General features: G+C 57.7%; 10 protein-coding genes, 1 tRNA gene and 2 pseudogenes. 4 read left to right on the top strand and 9 right to left on the bottom strand.

Annotation, left to right across the window (positions count from 1 at the left end; translation table 11 throughout):
* Positions 1 to 55 precede the first annotated feature (55 nt).
* Entirely contained in the window at positions 56 to 1306 is a 1251-nt protein-coding gene (locus AABC73_RS12905) for an MFS transporter (RefSeq protein ID WP_341523909.1), read from the top strand.
* Between the two features lie 151 nt (positions 1307 to 1457).
* Here the strand turns inward: AABC73_RS12905 and AABC73_RS12900 are convergent, their stop codons facing one another.
* The 3 genes from AABC73_RS12900 to AABC73_RS12890 form a co-directional block, all read right to left on the bottom strand.
* Positions 1458 to 5177: an ATP-binding protein gene (locus tag AABC73_RS12900; RefSeq protein WP_341523908.1), complete on the bottom strand. Its 3720-nt coding sequence runs from the start codon at positions 5175 to 5177 to the stop codon at positions 1458 to 1460.
* A 24-nt stretch (positions 5178 to 5201) separates the two neighbouring features.
* Positions 5202 to 6302 carry an ABC transporter substrate-binding protein gene (locus AABC73_RS12895; RefSeq protein WP_341523907.1) on the bottom strand — a complete coding sequence of 367 codons (1101 nt, stop codon included), beginning with the start codon at positions 6300 to 6302 and terminating at the stop codon, positions 5202 to 5204.
* 529 nt (positions 6303 to 6831) lie between these two features.
* The gene (locus AABC73_RS12890) at positions 6832 to 7827 is read right to left on the bottom strand and encodes an AraC family transcriptional regulator (RefSeq protein WP_341523906.1); all 996 of its coding nucleotides are present in this window, start codon (positions 7825 to 7827) and stop codon (positions 6832 to 6834) included.
* A gap of 388 nt (positions 7828 to 8215) precedes the next feature.
* Here AABC73_RS12890 and AABC73_RS12885 point away from each other — a divergent pair, with 388 nt between their 5' ends.
* Positions 8216 to 9199: an aldo/keto reductase gene (locus AABC73_RS12885; protein WP_341523905.1), complete on the top strand. Its 984-nt coding sequence runs from the start codon at positions 8216 to 8218 to the stop codon at positions 9197 to 9199.
* Between the two features lie 265 nt (positions 9200 to 9464).
* Positions 9465 to 10175, top strand: a complete 711-nt coding sequence (locus AABC73_RS12880) for a hypothetical protein (RefSeq protein ID WP_341523904.1) — start codon at positions 9465 to 9467, stop codon at positions 10173 to 10175.
* A 192-nt stretch (positions 10176 to 10367) separates the two neighbouring features.
* Here the strand turns inward: AABC73_RS12880 and AABC73_RS12875 are convergent.
* Positions 10368 to 10562 (bottom strand): annotated as a pseudogene (locus AABC73_RS12875) (TetR/AcrR family transcriptional regulator); the annotation flags it as partial.
* Between the two features lie 76 nt (positions 10563 to 10638).
* Between AABC73_RS12875 and AABC73_RS12870 the strand changes: the two are divergent.
* A pseudogene (locus AABC73_RS12870) lies at positions 10639 to 11374 on the top strand (NAD(P)-binding domain-containing protein).
* A 251-nt stretch (positions 11375 to 11625) separates the two neighbouring features.
* Here AABC73_RS12870 and AABC73_RS12865 read toward each other — a convergent pair.
* The 5 genes from AABC73_RS12865 to AABC73_RS12845 all read right to left on the bottom strand — a co-directional run bounded on the left by AABC73_RS12865 (position 11626) and on the right by AABC73_RS12845 (position 15376).
* Positions 11626 to 11701, bottom strand: a tRNA-Gly gene (locus tag AABC73_RS12865).
* A 61-nt stretch (positions 11702 to 11762) separates the two neighbouring features.
* Entirely contained in the window at positions 11763 to 12323 is a 561-nt protein-coding gene (gene pgsA / locus AABC73_RS12860) for a CDP-diacylglycerol--glycerol-3-phosphate 3-phosphatidyltransferase (RefSeq protein WP_341524231.1), read from the bottom strand.
* Between the two features lie 32 nt (positions 12324 to 12355).
* Positions 12356 to 14179, bottom strand: a complete 1824-nt coding sequence (gene uvrC, locus AABC73_RS12855) for an excinuclease ABC subunit UvrC (RefSeq protein WP_341524230.1) — start codon at positions 14177 to 14179, stop codon at positions 12356 to 12358.
* Between the two features lies 1 nt (position 14180).
* On the bottom strand, positions 14181 to 14825 hold the full coding sequence (gene uvrY, locus AABC73_RS12850; RefSeq protein ID WP_341523903.1) for a UvrY/SirA/GacA family response regulator transcription factor: 645 nt from the start codon (positions 14823 to 14825) through the stop codon (positions 14181 to 14183).
* Positions 14826 to 15007: 182 nt separating this feature from the next.
* Positions 15008 to 15376, bottom strand: coding sequence for a helix-turn-helix domain-containing protein (locus AABC73_RS12845; RefSeq protein WP_020290068.1), 369 nt, complete (start codon positions 15374 to 15376; stop codon positions 15008 to 15010).
* Positions 15377 to 15443: the final 67 nt, after the last annotated feature.

The following is a 15443-nucleotide window of genomic DNA, read 5'->3' as shown; positions in this document are numbered from 1 at the left end:
TCCTGATTTTGATGCCTAGACTTGGGCTCGCGTCAATTTCAGGAAGGTATTTGTAATGACTAGCAGCGTGTGTGACACCGGAACCAATGCTCAAGCTGGAGCTGTTGGAGATGTAGAACCGAAAGTACCCGCGTGGATGGCGGTATTCTCACTGGCCATGGGCGTGTTCGGATTGTTGACGGCCGAGTACCTTCCGGCCAGTCTGCTTACCCCGATGGCCACCGATCTGGCGGTATCCGAAGCGATCGCGGGACAAGCGGTGACGGTAACCGCCGTCGTGGCATTGTTTGCTGGATTGCTGGTGCCAGGCTTCACGCGATCGCTTGACCGGCGTACTGTGCTTTTAGGTTTTTCAGTACTGATGATTGCTTCCAACCTGTTGGTTGCCTTGTCATCCAGCATCTGGGTGCTAATGGTGATGCGCGTTCTGCTCGGGGTGGCACTCGGTGGTTTTTGGTGCATGGCCGCGGCCGTCGCCATGCGTTTAGTCCCGGCCTCCTTGCTTCCCCGCGCGCTGTCGATCATTTTCAGCGGCATTGCAGTAGGAACGGTCGTCGCGGTCCCACTCGGTAGTTACCTGGGCGGATTGTACGGCTGGCGCTCCGCTTTCCTCGCAGCTGCGGCAGTGGGCTGCCTTACCCTGCTCTTCCAGTGGTTCACACTGCCGAAGATGGCACCGCGCAGTCCGGCACGACTTAGAACTGTGCTGGACGTGCTGATGCGGCCGGGCATTGCTATCGGCATGTTTGGCTGTGTACTTGCACACACCGGCCATTTCGCTCTGTTCACCTACATCCGACCATTTTTGGAGAGCACTACTGGCGTTGGTACCGATGGCCTCGCGCTCATGTTGCTGGGGTTCGGGGTGGCCAACTTTGTCGGCACAATGCTTACCGGGTGGCTGATTGCGCGGAGTCTTAGCGTGACACTGGCGCTTATGCCTGCGCTGGTGGGGCTGGCAGCGCTGGCTCTGGTGTTTTTGCCTGCCTCAGTACCGGGGCAAGCGCTGTTGGTTGCGTTTTGGGGGTTGGCGTTCGGGGGCGTGCCAGTGGCGTGGTCCAACTGGGTCGCACGTTCAGTGCCTGACCAGGCGGAAAGCGCGGGCGGGATGGTGGTGGCATCGGTGCAATCTTCTATCGCAGCCGGTGCCGCTGCGGGAGGAGCAATGTTTAGCTTGAGCGGCATCGCTGGCGTCTTTATCGCCGGCGGGATCGTGATGCTGCTGTCAGCACTGCTGATTGCATGGCGCGTCAGAATCCAACCGTCCCCACTCGGCGAAACCAGAGGCCCGGCGCTGCATCTCTAAGGCACCCATATCAGGACGCCTTACTTTTCCGTATCCCAACCGACAACGTGCCGACACCGCCGAGCAATGACCTGCCGGTTGGCCGAATACAGCTCGCAAGTTACCGCAGCCGCACCCGTCAGAGTGTCGCCGAACTGCGCCGGCCCGGTGTTCATCGCTTATTCTGCGGAGCATCAAGAGGGATATCGAGGGTGAAGGTCGCGCCCTGTCCCGACCCGTTGCTGTGCACGGTCAAGCTGCCACCCATTTCCTGCGCGGCGAGCGCGCAGCTGTGCAGGCCGAAACCGTGACCGTCTTTGCGAGTAGTGAAGCCATGCGAAAAGATACTCGCCATGTGCTCTGGCGCAATCCCATTGCCGTTGTCGGCCACCGTAATACGCAGTACTGATCCGTCAGCGAGGAAGGCGCCGAACGTGATGCACGGGCTGCGATCGACCACGCCGTCCAACGCCTGCCTGGCGTTGCTGATCAGGTTCACCAGAATCAGCAGCACCCGGTGCCGGTCCAGCGACAGCAGGGGCAAGTCGGCAATTTCCCTGACCACCGTCACCTCCTGGCGGGCCAGTGATCCGGCACTCATGCGTAAGGCATCATCGATTAACTCTGGGACCGGCACTGTTTCGACGACACTGACGGTAACGGCATAGGACTGCTGGGCAGCGACGATGGTTTTGATGTGGTCAATGCCCTTGGTGAGTCGCTCGAGTTCTTCAATGATGCCCTGTTGCTCTGCCGTCACCACCTCCGTCAGCTTGAGCAAGTAGCCGGGCAGCATCTTTCCTCTATGGTCTGTGGTGAGAAAGTCGCTCAGGTCATTGACGTGTTCGTTCATCAGCTGAACCACCTTGCCCAGCCCCTGGGCTTTGGAAGTGCGCATCTGGTTGCTGACCAGTTCTGCCGATACGTTCACGCTGTTGAGGACGTTGCCGACGTTATGAAGCACAGTCGTGGCGATTTCGGCCATGCCCGCCTGACGGGATTTTGCATGCAGTTCGGTTTGCACCTGGCTCATGCGTATCGCCGCGCGTACGCGAGCCTTGAGCTCCAGCGGCGAGAAGGGTTTGGCGATATAGTCATCGGCGCCACTCTCCAGCCCGGAGACGCAGGCCTCGCTGCCGCCGCGGGCGGTCAGCAGGATCACGGGTAAATGGGCAAAACCGGCGCTGGCTTTGATTCTGGCTGTCAGGCCAAAGCCGTCGAGCTCCGGCATCATCACATCCGAGACGACAACATCGATTGGTCGACGCTGCAGCAGTGCCCAGGCCTGCTCTCCATCAGCGGCGGTGGCGACGATGTAGTCGTCGTGCAAAAGTTCGCTGAGGTAGCCAAGCATTTCCGGGCTGTCGTCTACCACCAGCACCCTGGACTGCAAGGCGCGTTCCGGATGCTGGTGCTGCCCGTCGTCTGCGCCTTCCGTCGAAGCTCGGTCGTTGCTACTGCCGTGGCGGCCGTCGTCGAAACGCAGGTGGCGCTGCTCGGTCGTGCTCGGTGACAATCGCTCGTGCATATTGCTGGCTTCGGTCGGCAAGGTGTTTTGCTCAGCCCCCAGCGGAAATCGAACAAAGAAGCACGACCCCCGTCCGGGCTCGCTGTTGACGCCGACTTCGCCGCCCATCAGTTCGACCAGATCCTTGACCAGGGCGAGACCGATGCCTGTGCCGCTGTAGTGGCGCGTGGCGGAATTGTCGATCTGGGAAAAACGCTGGAACAGCAGCGGCAGTTTGTCTGGCGCAATGCCAATCCCCGAGTCTTGCACCGCGAGTTCAAATCGCTCGCCATCAAGGGGAGTTACTGCCAGGTGCACGGTGCCGCCAGCGGGCGTGAACTTGATGGCATTGCTCACCAGGTTGAGAAGAATTTTCTCGAAATGTCGGGGGTCCAGGAAAACCGTGCCGAGCGCGGGATCGATGCTGCAGGTTAAAGTGCAGCCTTTGCCCTTGGCCACCATGGCGGCATCCTCGGCCAGCACACCAACCGCCTGGTTCAAGTCAATTGGCGCCGGACACAGCTCAAACTTACCCGCTTCGGCCTTGGAGAAATCGAGGATGTCGTTCACCCGGTTCATCAAGCGTAGCGCGTTGCGTTGGGCGCGGTCGATTTGCACTCGCCAGTCCGCCGGCGGGATGGTCGCCGCCGAGAGCTGTTCCAGGGGGGCGAGAATGAGCGTCAGAGGAGTGCGCAGTTCGTGGCTGACCGTGGCAACGAAATCGCTCTTTGCCTGGTTGGCCGTCTCGGCCTGGTTGCGCGCCTGAATGAGTTCGACGGCCTGCGCCTCCAGCACCTCGGTCTGCTGGTGCAGCGTGTCGGTCCGTTCGGCGACCATTCTTTCCAAAGAGGCCTGGACTTGCTGTCGTTCGGCTTCGGCCTCGGCCTCCAGCACCCGGATGCGCAGGGCATTCTCCTGGAACACCCGTACCGCGCGGGTCATGATCCCAATCTCGTCGCCGCGTCCGGCGCTGGCGATCTCGGCGTTCAGGTCGCCGGCCGCAAGCCGGCGCATGACCGAGGCCAGGGCCACGATGGGCTGCGCGATAAACCGCGATGTGCTCCAGGCGATGGCGCCGGCTAGCAGGATGGCGACGGCACCCGCGACCACCGTTGCAAGCATGCCGCGATCATTGTGGACCAAGGCGTCGGAGCGCGCTTCGCCAGCGAAGCGCGCAACCAACAGGCCGGCGCTCCGTGCCTCGTTGCGAACCTGGTCGCGCGCGCCGCTCAAGGAGTTGCTCGCCTGATGGAATCTGGCGAATGCTGCCCGGTAGCCGGCAATCTGATCGTTGACAGTCAAGGGCGTAGCGTTGGCTTGCTGCCCCACGGTCGAAGGGAGAACACGAGAGAGACGGGTGAGCTCGTCCAGGATGTTGCCGACAGAACCTGCGACCTCGGCCGACGGCGACAGGCGGAACGACAAGGTCTGTGCCTCCAGAGTGGCAACGCGCTCGGCGAAACGCTTGGACAACGCGGCTGCATTGTTCAGCAAACCGGTTGCTGCCTGAATGTCATTTGCGTCACGGGCAACGTGCTCGTCCACTTCATCCAGCATCGCATCGAGGCGCTCGGCCACATCCCCGACGGCGGCGAGATGCCGCAAAGCCTCACTTTCCCGGTGTTTGGACGGCTCGCCAAGGTGCTCGACCGCCAGGCTGGCAGCAGCGACCGCCGTCGCCAACAGATCCAGGATCGCTCCTTCCTGCGGCGTCCCCATCACCTCACGCAATTGCTCGACCACGGGCGGGAGAGCCGCGCAGGCGTTCCGCGCTGCAGTGGCGGCCGCCCCATCGCCGGTCACCAGTGTCTTGGCCACATTGGCGGTGATGATCCGTTCGCTGTTGTGGAGGATATCCAGGATGCGATGGGCGTTTTCGATGTTGCTCACCCGCGCCTTGTGATCAGCGGCGCGGGAACCCAGGTCCTTCAGCCCATCGGCGATGCCCTGTTCGACGAGGATCGTCGCCTCTCGCATCCGGCCGTAGTGGGCTGTCATGTTCTCCGTTTCGCCATCCATGGTCAGGGTCGCCGCCCGCAAGGCGGCGATAGCTGCGGCGAGCCTCTCCAGACTGCCTTTGAGCGATTCTGCCTCAGCCACCGGAATGGCACTGAGGCCGGCGATGGCCGTCGCCACCATGCCTTCGGCCTGGAACAGGCTTTCCTGGTCGCGGGTGGCGATAAAATTTTCCACCCGCCCGGTGGCCCCGTTGACCGACGCCAGAATTTCCGCGGAATGGCTGGCGGAATCCACTGCACGGACCATGCCTCGCAGGCCGTAGAGGTTCACTAGCGATACCGCCAGCATCAGGAACACCAGTGCGGCGACCGCCAGGCCAGTTTTGACGGCAATGGGCCTGTCCCTGACGGGTTTGAATGTCAACATGGCGCCTCGCATCCCCGCCCGCCGCTACTGCTTCATAACCTCCGGCAAAGGCGCCGGCGGCACCGTGTTGTTGATGGCCGCGTCGATCATCGCCGCAACGGAAGCCTGGCTGTAGAAAGGATTGGCGGCTCCGCCCACGGGCATCGTGGCGAGCCAGGCGTCCAGGTCTTTCGCATCGATGCGTACCAGCGGCACCTCGACGAACTTAGGCACTTGCTTGCCCGCCAGAATCTGCTGGGCCACCCAGAAACCCACCTGGGAGACGCTCGGGGAGGCGGAGACCGAGACGGTCTCGTAGCCATTGGCATCGCGTTCCTGTTTCCACAGGGCGAGTTCGTCCTGACGGTTCCCCATCACGATGATCGGCAAAGGGCGTCCCGCCGCCTTGAACGCCATGGCCGCGCCATAACCGTCGCCCCCCTGAGTAGCGACGGCATCAATGCTGGGCAGCGACGGCAGCGCCAGCGCCACCTCCTTGCGTGCGACGGAAGCCGTCCAGTTCCCGTAAACGGTTCTGGCGAACCTCAGGCCCGGATAGTCGCTGGCGGCCTTGCGAATGCCGTCGCTGATGTTTTTATCGGTGGCATCGCCAGCAATGCCGCGGATCTCCAGCAGCGTTCCGTTCCCCTTGAGGCGCTCGGCGACGTAATCCATTTCCACGCGGCCCATGGCGGACCAATTGTAGTCCACGGTATAGGCGCAGCTTTCGGTGACCAGGCTGGCCATGACGACCACCACGATGCCAGCGTTGCAGGCATCGCGGATCACCCCGTTGAGGGCTGTGTCGGACGCGGCCAGGATGACGATGGCGTTGACGCCCTTGACGATCATGTCCTGGATATGGGCCGCCTGTTCCGATGCCGAGTTATTCGCGCTGACCACCGGGGCCTCCCGGATCAAGCCATCCTTTTGCGCCTGGACCGCAATCTCCTGCCAGTTGCGCACCATCACCTTGCGGAAATCGCTGCCCGCGTAGGAGTTGCTGAAAGCAATGCTATGACTTGCGGTGGGGTCGACGGCAATGCCGCCATCGGCAGCCTGGGCTGGATTGGCAGCAACCATCGCCAGCCCGGTCACGCAGCCGGCGAAGCGCCACAAGATTTTGTGGGTCGGTTTAGTGTTCATGCTGTTCTCCATCGTGCTTGGGATTGACTAACAGTAATCCACCTGCACCTGCCAACAGCCTGGATCGACTGCTAGGCCTGGTTGGCGCAGTCGACTTGCAGATTGGAGATCGTCGACCCTGTGAGGTTTGGCGCATGCATTGGGCATCTCCCTGTATGGCGCGAGCGAGGGCTGTTGCGCATTGCCTTTGAAAAAGCCTGAAGTCCACCGACCTACTGTCTTGCCAGCATAGGGTTGCTGGCAACGACTCGGCCGAAAATTGAAACCAGAACATTGCCTGCAGTGGCACTGAGCATAGTATCAAAGTGCCCTCTTCGCGCGAAGCCATGGGGGATTTCAGTCAACTGTCCTAAATAATTCGCTAAGGATCTCCGGTCATTCGCAGGCATGCTGGGTTGATGTGTTTCTGGTCAAGCCCGGATGCAATTCCCGGTTGACCTGCAGAAACGCTATCGGCCCAAAAATCCTCAAGGGCGAGGTCATGGACGAGGTCACTGATTGTTTCTCAACGTCGTCTTGCATACTCGCATCACGCGTGGTGCGGCGAGTCGAGCCGGCCACCATTTTCCCGGGCGTGCTTGATGTCTCTCGAGGGTGGGGATCCGAAACGTCGGGTATATTCGCGGCTGAACTGGGCCACGCTTTCATAGCCTACCCGCAGCGCGGCGGTGTTCACGTCTACCCTATCGATCAACATCAAGCTGCGCGCGGCTTGCAGGCGTAACGATTTTTGATATTGAACGGGGCTGGTGCCAGTCAGCTTGCGAAAGTTGTGATGCAGAGTAGAACTGGCCATACCTGATCGCTCGGCGAGCTCGGCCACGTGCAGCGGCTTGTCGTAGTGAAATTTCAACCACTCAATGGCTCTCACGATGCCCCTGTCTCGGTAGCCATCGCGAGTGACGCTGCGCAACAAAGGCCCCGCTTCACTGAGCAGTAGCCTGACGCATATCTCCCGCATGATAAGGCCCGACATCAAGCTTGCTTCAAGCGGCCGCTCGATCAGCGCAGAGAGTCGAGCGAACGCATCGAGCATCTCAACCGTCGCCACACCGGATACGAAGCCCCGCAGCTCAGTAGCCAGTTCCTGCTTTAGCGGTTCCAGGGTCAGGATCACCTCATTGAGCATGGAAAAATCGAGCTTCAACACGACTGATAAATAAGGGGTTTGCTTGTTAGCCGCGGTAACGCGAGCCAGTGTCGGTATATCGACCGACGTGACGAAAAACGCGCCTTGCGCGAACCCACAGACTTCCTCGCCGAACGTAATCTCCTTCGCGCCCTGCAGAATGATGGCCACGCAAGGCTCATAGATGCAGTACGCGGGCGTGCCCAGCTCGGCTAATCGATAAAACGTCAAGCCTGGAATCGACGTCGTGCAAACCTCGTTCAACCCAATCTGCAGAGTGACTTTTTCGACAAGCCGTCTGAGTGCCTGGAGGCGCTCGTTGGGCTGAACGGGCTCGCGCACGCTAAGGGATTGCATATGGCTGAAACCGAACTGCGAGAGGGAAGCGCTCGTCATCACATGCATCCTGTTAACGGAATATTCGAGTCTGCTGAGAATGTGTGTCTCGCACAAGCGTATCGGCAGGATTGTGCACAAAATACGGCGAATCAGGGTCACTTGGCTAAGCCTGGTTGCTCTAATTTGTAGTACGAATACTGGCTTCGATGAGCCCGTGAAACCTGAGTCGCGAGAGGAAAGTGGGATGGACAGACGAAATTTTCTTGCCTATTCGGCGGCTGGTGCTGTTGCGGCCGCCTGGCTGCCAGCATCGAGTGTCGCACGTTCGGCAGCGGACGCCCCAGCGTCCTCTTCGCTGACAGAGCGCGGGAGCGTGATGCGCACTGAGGGTCGGCTAGTGCGCGCAGACCTGCCCCTCAATTTGCCCTCGCATACCATGAGATACATGACGCCTCAACGCTTTGGTATGGGCGGGACGCAGATCGGCAATATCTTTGCTCCGATCAGCGACGAGCAGGCGGCTATGGTTCTGCAGGCTGCGTGGGGATCAGGTGTAAGGCTTTACGACACGTCGCCGTTCTACGGATTTGGCTTGAGTGAATATCGTCTAGGCCGCTTTCTGCGGGGCAAGGATCCAGATGACTATGTGGTCTCCACCAAGGTGGGCCGGGTATTGACTGCCGCTGGGGGCCCGCGCGCGGACCATGCCATCTGGAAGTCACCAGCGCCCTTCAATTACCGGTATGACTACACCGCCGCAGGCGCGCGTCGTTCCGTGGAAGACAGCTTGCAGCGACTGGGGCTACCGCGTATCGATATCGCTTTTATCCATGACATCTCGCCAGATAACACCGAACTGGAAGGCGGATGGGAAGCGGCGTATCGAATTGCGCGCACCGGGGCAATGGTTGAGTTTGAAAAGATGCGTGATGAGGGACTCATCAAGGCATGGGGCTTCGGAGTCAATACGCCGAATGCCGTGGTTCACGCATTGAGCAGTGATGACCCGACCCCCGACGTCGTGTTGCTTGCCTGCCAATATTCCCTCCTTGACCACGGCGATGCGCTGCGCAGCACGTTTCCGGCGTTAAGAAGAAAAGGTACCAGCGTCATGGTTGGAACACCGCTCAATGATGGATTTCTGGGAGGTCGCAGCCGATATAACTTCAGCCTGGATCTACCTGCCGGTGCGGTAGAAAAGCGCGGGCAAATCATGGCGATTGCCAGCCGGTATGGCATCGACATCCATACTGCCGCCTTGCAGTTCGCAGCGGCACATCCGCAAGTGTCCGCGATCATTTCGGGGGCACGTTCGACAGGGCAGATAGTTTCCAATGTACAAGCTATGAAAGTTGGCATTCCGGCAGGGTTCTGGGAGGAGCTAAAGAGTCAGAATTTGATTGATGCTCAAGCACCAGTTCCTTCCTGAGTAGTGTCCACGGCCGTGCTGGCTGCTGATGTGAAGCTGTCGTCGCCAAGCTCACTTATCCGGTGGCTGGTTTCAAACTTATCATCCTGTTAGCAGCAATGACGCAGATAGCCGCCTACTTTATTAGAATCTTGCCGGAGCAAGCTTTAACTTCCTTTCAAGGCAATCACTTGTATCCATAACGTTGAGAATACAAGGACATTATTCTCCAGCAAACAAACTGCGCACGCGTTCAAATAAGAACGCTAGCCTGAGATTGTAATAAATGAAAACACGAACGTCTCTCATGATTGTCGGCGGCTTACTTGCGCTCTCCAGCAGCAGTCACTTACTGGCGGACACACTTACGCTCAGCGTTCCATTGCCTGATCCACTTCCACAGCTGAAGGTTCTGACACTCCTTGTAGGTTTACATTTGCTCGGCATGTGCTTTGGTCTAGGTGGAGCGACGATGCTAGACCTATGGATTTTGCGTTGGATGCGCAAGGGCAGCCTCCCGGTTGAAATCGGACGCATCTTTCACTTCATCAGCGAGGCCGTCACTATCGGACTATGCCTCCTTTGGCTTTCTGGCCTTGGTTTTCTTGCCCTTTACGCGATGGAGTCGCCGGAAAAGTTTGAAAACCCTAAACTCTGGGCGAAGGTAATTGTGGTGATTGTCCTGACCATCAACGGAATAATCATCCACGCGTTTGTGTTGCCTGAAGCATTACGCGACTTGAGTCGCCCCCTACTCTTCGGAGTTTCCCGCAGAAGAGCTGCGTTATTTCTCGCATCGGGTGCAATTTCGGGCGTGTCCTGGTATACAGCTTTTGCCTTCGGCCTTTTTCGTGAATTAAATAACAGCGTCACATTAACTCTATTGGTGATCATGTGGCTTACACTGATAGTAGCCGCATCTATCGGAGCAATTCTACTCTGGTTAAACTCTGCGGCGGCGGCAAGAAAAACGCCTTCATCCAGCCCTCCAACTTAACAAACAATGACCCACCTGGATATTAACTGCCCGAACGAAACCGCTCATCCCACTTGACGGCCTTAATGGCCGTTTTTTTCTGGAGAAATGATCTTTGTCCCGTCATTGCGGGAGAGGACGCGTCCTCAATGAGGCGATTTGAGACTGAAACAGGTGTAAACCTATTTCAGGACTAGCCACTTCAGGCCAATGCTACGCGCTATTTTTCTTCAGGCTTTCGGGGCTGCCTGCGCACAAACCATCCATCACCAGATTCATCAACCTGGCGAGACGCGAGCGCCATTCGCTCTGGGCATCCATTTGCCATATTCCGGCGATGGCTAGAAAAAAGTCATCGTTAGTAACCCCGCTACGAATCGTTCCGGCCTTTTCATTTGCCCTCAAAAGTGACATCGACTGATAGGCGCCTTTTTTAAGCCCGGCAATAGCTTGATTGTCGTTTGTAGGCGAGGGTGTTATTGAAATGAAAATCGGAATTATCGGCGCAGGCAACATTGGGGCGACACTTGCCCGTAAGCTCGCTGCGTGCGGCCATGAAATCAAACTGGCCAACTCGAAAAGGTCCTCAGAGTATTCAGAACCTTGCCAATGAGATCGGTGTACAGGCGGTGACCAAAGAAGGCGCTGTGTCGGAGGTAGACGTTGTGATCCTCTCGATCCCCTTCGCAAACTACCCGGATCTCAAGCAGGCCTTGAGAAATATTCCGGAGAAAACCGTCGTCATTGACACCTCCAATTACTATCCGGGCCGCGACGGGGCAATCAAAGAAGTTGACGACGGTAAACCTGAGAGCGTTTGGGTAAGCGAGCAGATCGGCCGCCCGCTCATCAAGGCATGGAATGCCGTCCTCGCAACGACTCTTGCCGACCATGGCCAACCAGTCGGGTCTTCCTCACGCATAGCCATACCTGTGGCTGGCGGTGACATCAATGCTGAGGCAATCGTGCAGGATCTTGTAGAGGATACCGGCTTTACCGCGCTTGCCGCAGGAAGCCTCGAAAACTCATGGCGTCAGCAACCAGGCACACCGGCCTACTGCACCGAACTGAAATTGCCAGAGTTGAAATCCGCATTGTGTGCGGCAGACAAAATAAGGGCGCCTCAAAATCGGGACGCACTTCTGGGCATATTCATGGCTCCAGATGGCAATTTTACACACGAGGACATTGTTGCCATGAATCGGGAGATGACAGCCTGACCTGTTGACGCCGATGCCGAATTGAACCACCTGCCGACGCTAGACCGACCCACCTCCCAATCAGCACAAACCCTGGACAGGCAACGGATTGTGAGGAATCAGACTGGGTCAGTGACATCTCGGCAACTGGGTAAATTCGATATCAGCGCCAACAGCTGGATCTCAGTGGTTCCCGCCGGAACGAAAAAAGGACCCGAAGGTCCTGATTTCAATCGCTTACAGAATTCAGTGGAACTCTGCAGCGCAATATTTGGAGCGGGAAACGAGACTCGAACTCGCGACCCCGACCTTGGCAAGGTCGTGCTCTACCAACTGAGCTATTCCCGCATCTTGGTGACGGGGCCATTCTATAGATTCAAATAGCCGCGTCAACCCTTTGATTCAAAACTTATTTTTTTTCTGTGGTGGTTTTCAGATGAGGCCAAGCCGCTCTCATGTATTGCACCATCGACCACAACGTCAGACCGGCTGCCAGTAACAGCAGAACGTAGCCCACGATCACCCAAAAGGTAAATGCCGGTGGATTGGCCAGGAGGATGACCAGCGCCACCATTTGCGCGGCGGTTTTCCATTTACCCAGGTTGGAGACCGCAACCTGCGCTCTCGCCCCCAGTTCGGCCATCCATTCGCGCAGCGCAGAGATCACGATCTCGCGACCGATAATCACCGCAGCAGGCAGCGTCAGCCACAGATTGGCGTGTGCCTGAACCAGCAACACCAGCGCAACCGCGACCATCAATTTATCGGCAACGGGGTCTAGAAACGCACCAAACGGGGTGCTTTGCTCAAGACGCCGGGCCAGATATCCATCGAGCCAATCCGTTGCCGCCGCAAATGCGAAGACGGAACTGGCCGCCATGTAGCTCCAGTAGTAAGGCATGTAAAACAACAAGATGAAGATTGGAATCAGGAGGACACGTAGAACGGTGATCAGATTAGGAATATTCATCGGCACAACTGGCTACGAGGTGAGCGAGCATTCTACTCGCTGTGTAGGTTTGCATAAATCGACTCTGCGAGCTTTTTACTGATTCCGGGCGCTTTGGCTATTTCTTCGATGCTTGCGCGTGACAATTCCTGTAACCCTCCGAAGTGTTTGAGCAGGTCCCGACGACGCGTAGGCCCAACCCCGGCGACGCCTTCAAGCGTCGACGTACGCCGGGTTTTACCACGTCGCGCGCGGTGTCCGGTGATCGCAAAACGGTGGGCTTCATCCCGAATCTGCTGAATCAGATGCAATGCGGGCGAATCCCCCGGCAAGGTGAACTCGTGCGCGGCGTCGTTGAGGTACAGGGTTTCAAAACCGGCTTTGCGTGTTGCACCTTTGGCCACGCCCAGAAGAATCAGGTCAGGAACCGCCAATTCGTTGAGCACGTCCCGCGCCATGGACAGCTGGCCTTTGCCGCCGTCGACCAGCAGGATGTCAGGCAACTTGCCCTCGCCGTCCTTGAGTCTGCTGAAGCGTCGGGTCAGCGCCTGATGCATGGCGGCATAATCGTCGCCAGCGGTGATCCCTTCAATGTTGTAGCGTCGATAATCTGACTTGATCGGCCCTTCAGGACCAAATACCACGCACGATGCGACGGTTGCCTCGCCACTTGAATGGCTGATGTCGTAGCACTCAAGGCGCAGCGGCGGCTCGTCGAGCTTCAACACCTTCGCCAATGCGTCGAAGCGGGCCGCGACATGCTGGCGGTTGGCAAGCCGTGCCGACAAGGCCTGTTCTGCGTTGGTAACAGCCATCTGCTGCCAGCGCGCGCGCGTACCGCGAACACGATGGCTGATGATCAGTTCGCGACCACGAGACTCTTCGATCGCATCAATCAGTGTCGGGAAATCATCGTGAAGCACATTGACGATGACTTCGCCGGGAAGCTCGCGATCCACACCGCCCAGGAAATATTGCGAAAGGAACGCAGACATGACCTCGCCCACCTCCTCCTCGATACCCACTTGAGGAAAGAAATTCTTGCTGCCCAGAACACGTCCACCGCGCACGCTGATCAGATGCACACAGGCGCCGCCGGGATTGACGAAAGCAGCCACTACATCCACATCGCCAGTGCCGCCGTCCATGCTTTGCTGATCCTGCACACGCCGCAGCAACGCTATCTGATCGCGCAATTCAGCTGCCCGCTCAAAGTCCAGGCTCATGGCGGCCTTTTCCATCAAGGCGTTCAGCTCGTCGGTCAGCGTGTTACTGCGACCTTCGAGAAACATCACCGAGTGACGAACATCCTCGGCGTAGACCTGCGGCTCAACAAGACCGACACATGGCCCCTTGCAGCGCTTGATCTGGTATTGCAGGCAGGGCCGTGTGCGGTTCTTGTAGAAACTGTCTTCGCACTGGCGGACCAGAAACGTCTTCTGCATCAAGCTCAGGCTTTCGCGAACGGCCCCTGCGCTGGGGTACGGACCGAAATAGCGGCCTTTGGGTTTTTTCGCGCCCCGGTGAATGCTCAGGCGGGGAAAGTCGCCGTCCGACAAGTACACGTAGGGATAGGATTTGTCATCGCGCAGCAGGATGTTGTAGGGCGGTCGCCACTCTTTGATGAGTGTCTGCTCAAGCAGCAACGCTTCGGTTTCATTGGCGGTAATCGTTGTCTCGATCTGGGCGATACGAGCAACGAGCGCGCTGGTCTTGGGTGCATGGCCGGTTTTGCGGAAATAACTGGCGAGGCGGTTTTTAAGATTCTTGGCCTTGCCCACATAAAGCAGACGTGCCTCGGCATCGAACATGCGATACACGCCAGGACGGCCGCTGCAGGTAGAAAGAAAAGCACTGGGATCGAACGGTTGATTCATTTCAGGCGCTGGCATCGACCATGCCGTGACGTACTGCCAATAAAGCCAACTCAACATCGCTGCTGATCGAAAGCTTCTCAAAGATACGGTAACGGTAGGTATTAACGGTTTTGGGTGACAGACACAGTTTGTCGGAGATCACCTGGACTTTCTGACAGCCCACGATCATCAAGGCAATCTGTATTTCACGCTCGGAGAGCAAATCGAACGGAGAATTGTTCACTTGCGGCTGGAATGACTTGATCGCCAACTGCTGGGCTATCTGCGGGCTGATATAGCGCTGGCCGGCAAATACCAGACGAATGGCCTGGACCATTTCGGCCAGTCCGGCGCCTTTGGTCATGTAACCGGCGGCACCGGCTTGCAGCAAACGCGTAGGGAATGGATCGTCCTCACAAACGGTCACTGCGACGACTTTTATTTCCGGATGGCTGCGCAGCATTTTGCGAGTTGCCTCAAGACCGCCGATGCCAGGCATCTTGACGTCCATCAGAACCACATCGGGTTTGAGCTCACGCGCCTTCTTCAGCGACTCCTCTCCGGAGTCAGCCTGACCGACGACCTCCAGACCATCTATATCGGCCAGCATGCGTGTGATGCCTGTCCGAACAAGATCATGGTCATCGACAACTAGCACCTTAATCAAGCAGACACCTCGCGAAACGGTCATGACGAATGCTCGTCACCATAGCAAAAACAGGGAGTCAGACCTAGCTTAAAGCGAGGTCTGACTCATATAGAGGTGGTAACAGCAGATATAGCTTTTTGCTACTTATACGGTTGAACGACTTGATTCCCCTGCTTCACCCCGTAATCACGGGGAAAGGCTCAATTGCCGTCGCGATTTCCGGGCTTGCCATGAATTGCATAGGAAGCCGACAGCTCGGCCATGGTCGTGGTCAGACGTCGAATGGCATCCTGATCTTCCTTGAGTAGTGATCTGTAACTCCCTAATACCTTCTCCTCGGCATTGCTCAAATTATCGACAGGGATGGGTGTCGGCGTGCCAGTCAGGACGTAAAGCACATCAACGCCTTTGGCCGCGACTGCTGCGAGGTAATCCGCCTTGGGAGCGCGATCGCCGCTTTCGTATTTGCCTTGAGCGTTCGCTTCGACACCACCGATTTCTCCGAAGGCACGCTGAGAAAGCCCCAGTCGTTCTCTTTCTTTTCTAAGTCGGTAACCAATTCCACTCATTTGAATGCATAATCCTGTTGACCCCATCCTTACGAATGGTAGAATCTAGATAAATTAAACTGATTTG

Origin of the sequence: Pseudomonas sp. G.S.17 (assembly GCF_038096165.1) — a bacterium.
Classification (GTDB): Bacteria; Pseudomonadota; Gammaproteobacteria; order Pseudomonadales; family Pseudomonadaceae; genus Aquipseudomonas.
This window is presented reverse-complemented; position numbering and strand designations above follow the sequence as displayed.